This is a genomic window from Catenibacterium sp. (genome assembly GCF_052354645.1).
Classification (GTDB): Bacteria; Bacillota_I; Bacilli_A; order Erysipelotrichales; family Coprobacillaceae; genus Catenibacterium; species Catenibacterium mitsuoka_A.
In genome coordinates, this window is sequence record NZ_DAWDDM010000256.1 from 1 (window position 1) to 2,789 (window position 2,789).

3 protein-coding genes are annotated in these 2,789 nt (G+C 30.2%); all 3 read right to left on the reverse strand.

The window, feature by feature from the left end; all coding sequences use genetic code 11:
• Positions 1-383: 383 nt before the first annotated feature.
• A complete protein-coding gene (locus tag ACT8VG_RS09580; RefSeq protein WP_444195731.1) occupies positions 384-1,019 on the reverse strand; it encodes a hypothetical protein in 636 nt (211 codons plus the stop codon).
• A gap of 4 nt (positions 1,020-1,023) precedes the next feature.
• Positions 1,024-1,677: an HAD family hydrolase gene (locus tag ACT8VG_RS09585; RefSeq protein ID WP_444195732.1), complete on the reverse strand. Its 654-nt coding sequence runs from the start codon at positions 1,675-1,677 to the stop codon at positions 1,024-1,026.
• On the reverse strand, positions 1,661-2,789 hold a 1,129-nt coding region (locus ACT8VG_RS09590; RefSeq protein WP_444195733.1), incomplete at its 5' end, for an SIS domain-containing protein. The genes ACT8VG_RS09585 and ACT8VG_RS09590, both read right to left, overlap by 17 nt.

A 2,789-nucleotide genomic window follows, 5' to 3' on the forward strand; every position in this document is an offset into this window, starting at 1 on the left:
TACATTACAAAACCATCTTAAAAATGCAATTTGATCTAGTAAATGCTGATTATAAGTATAATAATGCCTTTAGTTTGGGTTCGGTTTGCCTTTAAAGTTTCTTTTCCATCTCAACGTTATAATGCCTTAACAGATACGCCTAAAAGTTCAGCAAAAAACTTCAATTTATAATTTATGATATTTGATGTGTTCATTTTAAAACTCCCTTTATGATCATATTTAAACACATTCAAACACAATGGTCGATATATTCAGTTACTTATAGTTTGTCTTTCATCAACATAATTATGGCATAATTATGTTGATGTGATAGAAATATTCTGGTAAATATAAAAGACAACCATTAAGTTGTCTTTCAGTGCGAAATTTTCTCAATCATCCTATTAATTTTGGGATTTAATTAAAGATTCATATACAGTTCCTTTACTGTCTTCTAAGGCTTTATTCTTATATTCCTTGCTTTTTGATTCATTACCCATATTTTTGTAGATAACTGATAATAAGAATTCGAGATAGGGAGTATCTTCATTGTTTTTAGTATATTCTTCATCTTCTAGATCAGACTTCAATTCATCATAATACTTAATTCCACCACTAATCAAAGTATCATTAACCATATCCATCTGTCTATATAGGGCATGATCATTTGTAGTGCTAACCATTTCCAACAAACGATCAATCATAGATGCATTCTTCTTATCTACATATATATAGAATACTGATTTTGCGAGAGCAGACTTCTGCTTAGAATTCATAGGAACATGATCCATTATATTGTTTACTTGAGTATCTATTTGTTTGTCATCTTTTAATTTTAGATAAGCATTTAAAAGTAAATATTCCCTATTAAATGGAGGAATACATATCTTAGCTAGTTTAGTTGCCATTAAGTCTTTTATTGCCTTAATATCATTGTTTTGGAGTAATGTTAGATAATTTTTTAGGAGTTTCTTTCTGATGATTACTGGAATAGTACCAATAATAGCAATCACTATAGCGACAATTAACATAGCATTCATACTTTTATGCCCCTTTCTCAATCAACTTTATAATATCATTTAATTCATTAATAATTATATCTGCCTGACTCTGATCTAAGCCAAACTTATCATCTTTTAAAGCCAATACCTTAATACCAGCTCTATTTGCAGCTAATATTCCTTTAGATGAATCCTCAATAATAATAGCTTCATCTTTATTCACATTCAATTCTTTGATTGTATATAAATATATTTCTGGATTTGGTTTACTTTCTTTGAATTGTTCACCACTTACTATAAGTGAGAAATACTTTTTTAAACCAGCCTGATCCAATGCAGTATTAATACTATATAAACTAGAAGAGGATGCTAACGCTATTTTATAATGTTTACTTAAGTATTCTAAAACGGAATAGATCTGAGGTCTAACGACCGCTTTATAATCACAATCAAATGAACGAAAATATTCTTGAAGTATATTTTTAAATGTCATGAAATCTGTTTTGTTGTTCCACATTGTGTATGCTTGTTCATAATATAATTTACTATCAATACCAATAAGAGGAATACAATCACTTACTTGTATTTCTATATCATGCTGTTTAAAAAATCTTATCAAATCATTTATATACATGGTTTCACTATCAAAGATCACACCATCCATATCAAAAATAACAGTTTTAATCGTCTCCATCATAATTCACAAAATTCTCCGTTTTTGCAGCAGCAATAGCCTTAAATTCTTTTAATAATGGATGTTGATAAATAGAGTGTAAGTCATTTGAAACAATAAAGCTTAATAATTGTACAAATGGTAGATATACAAGTGGACATAATTCGCTTGATACAGTATCACTCAAACTTAAAACATGATCATCACTTGATAATTGAGGATTGTTTGAAATTAAATAAGCTCGATTGCTGACTTTTCGCGTAGCCTTATATACTTGTTCTACGCGTCGACTTGCACCATCGTTTCCATCAAAGAAAATCACATTGTATTGTGGCGTTAATTGAAGGTTTGGTCCATGAATATACTCTTCAATTTCATAGCAGCAGCTTGGAATATGAATGGTTTCACCCATTTTTAATGCACTTTCAAGTGCTGTTCCATAATTGGCACCCGCTCCACAACTGTAAACCCAGGACATAGATGTGAAATTCTTATAATGTCGCTGAATAAAGTTTGTAGCCCGATCAATCATTTCTTCATTTAAATCAGCTGCTTTCTTTAATTCATCCAAATATTCAGTCTTTCCAGAATACGCAATTGCGAATAAATCTAAGAATAACGCAAGTGAAGAAACACCTTTTGTGACATAACCAACTAATTCTTCGCCCACACCATATTCAATCACAACATCCGCAACATCTTTTACATCGCTGTTTTTATTTCCTGTTAAACAAATAGCTTTACATTCTTTTTTCTTAATGATTTTTAATGCTTCGATTGCATTTGTACTTAAACCACTCTGTGTAACCACTAAAACTAAGTCGTTCTCTTTAATATCATTTTCATAGTACGTAAATGTATATGGAGTAATGATTCTAACTTCTAAACCACTTACTTTTTCCACAAAACTTCTAGCACAATAACAAGCATTATGACTTGATCCAGAAGCAACAAGTAAAATACGTTTGATTTCTTTTTGTTGCACTTCCTTCATCAATGGATCAACTAGTGTAGTATACTGTTCAATATTTGTTCTTAATACGCCTGGTGTTTCTTTAACATAATCAAGAATTGTGAGTTTTTTCATAATATACCCCATTTCTCTTAAAAACATCTCAGAGACCACGATACAAAAA

Bases quoted from the DNA above. Each gene is read 5' to 3' on its own strand.
- ACT8VG_RS09580 (WP_444195731.1), bottom strand. From the start codon at position 1,019: ATGAATGCTATGTTAATTGTCGCTATAGTGATTGCTATTATTGGTACT.
- ACT8VG_RS09585 (WP_444195732.1), bottom strand. From the start codon at position 1,677: ATGATGGAGACGATTAAAACTGTTATTTTTGATATGGATGGTGTGATC.